This window comes from Micromonospora sp. NPDC049580 (assembly GCF_040675595.1).
Classification (GTDB): Bacteria; Actinomycetota; Actinomycetes; order Mycobacteriales; family Micromonosporaceae; genus Micromonospora.
Genome location: NZ_JBFAPG010000786.1, coordinates 1 through 1,552, shown reverse-complemented (window position 1 = coordinate 1,552; position 1,552 = coordinate 1). Strand labels below are relative to the sequence as shown.

The window sequence follows — 1,552 nt, the reverse complement described above, 5'->3', positions numbered from 1 at the left end:
GCATTTACATCCAGGTGCTTCTATGTTCTCATCGGGAAAGCGCTTGCCTCCGCAGTGGCCGGCGTGAGCGCGGGAGCCGCTTTCACCGAACTGCACCGGCGGGCCCGGGAGCCATGGGTCCCGGCCTACCTCGTCGCCCACGGGCATGGGCGTCGCGACGGTCCGTCCGCCTCATCGAGAGGAAGCAGCATGCGCACATCACAGCGTCGGATGACGCTGCTCGCCACCACCGCCGCCGCCACCGCGGCCCTGGTCACCGGCGGGCTCCTGACCGCCGTCTCGGCCCAGGCGGCCGCCGGCTGCCAGGTCGCCTACTCGGTCGCCAGCCAGTGGCCGGGCGGGTTCACCGGCAACGTCACGGTCACCAACCTCGGCGACCCGGTCTCCGGGTGGACGCTGCGCTGGTCGTACGGGGCCGGCCAGCAGGTCAGCCAGGCGTGGGGCGCCACCGTCACACAGAGCGGCGCTCAGGTTTCCGCCACCAACGTCGACTACAACGGCAACCTGGCCACCAACGGCAGCGCCTCGTTCGGCTTCAACGCGAGCTGGAACAACTCCAGCAACCCGGCCCCGACCAGCTTCACCCTGAACAACGTCGCCTGCACCGGCGGCAGCACCACCACCCCGACCACTCCGGGCACGCCGACCACACCGGGCACGCCGACCACCCCGCCGATCCCCAGCGATCCTCCACCGAGCGTCCCGCCGCAGACGGGCCTGGTCGGCTGGGCCACCCAGAACGGCGGCACCACCGGCGGTGGCGGCGCACCGGCCACCACCGTCACCAACGCCTCGGCGCTGACCAGCGCGCTGAACGCGACCGGGTCGGCGGTGATCCGGGTGTCCGGCACCATCTCCTGCTCGGGGATGCTGCGCGTCCGGTCGAACAAGACCATCCTCGGCAACTCCGGCGCGACAATCGTCGGCTGCGGACTCAACGTCAGCGGTGACCGCAACGTCATCATCCGGAACCTGACCTTCCGGGACTGGAACGACGACGCGATCAACGTGCAGGAGTCGGCCACCAACATCTGGATCGACCACAACACCTTCAGCAACGGGTACGACGGCGCTGTCGACATCAAGCGCGGGTCGGACTTCGTCACGGTGTCGTGGAACCGGGTCTTCAACCACGACAAGACCATGCTGCTCGGCCACAGCGACGACAACGGCGCGCAGGACACCGGCCACCTGCGCGTGACCTACCACCACAACTGGTTCGACGGCAGCAAGCAGCGCAACCCGCGGGTGCGCTTCGGCAACCCGGTGCACGTCTACAACAACTACTACCGGGCCAACACCGGCTACGGCGTGGCCTCCACCGAGAACGCCGGGGTGCTCGTCGAGGGCAACTACTTCGAGAACGTCCCGGACACGTACCACCTCGGCGAGGCCGACTCCGGGCCGGGCCGCCTGGTCGCCCGCAACAACTACTTCGTCAACTCGCCGGCCGGGCAGACCGGCGGCAGCGTCGCCAGCATCCCGTACTCGTACCAACTGGACACGGCGAGCACCGTCAAGTCCATCGTGACGGCCGGCGCCGGCGCCGGCC

General features: G+C 69.4%; 1 protein-coding gene. It reads left to right on the top strand.

All coding sequences use genetic code 11. The features are described from left to right. Positions 1–189: 189 nt before the first annotated feature. The coding region (locus AB0J68_RS32080) for a cellulose binding domain-containing protein (RefSeq protein WP_363942622.1) at positions 190–1,552 on the top strand (1,363 nt) is incomplete at its 3' end.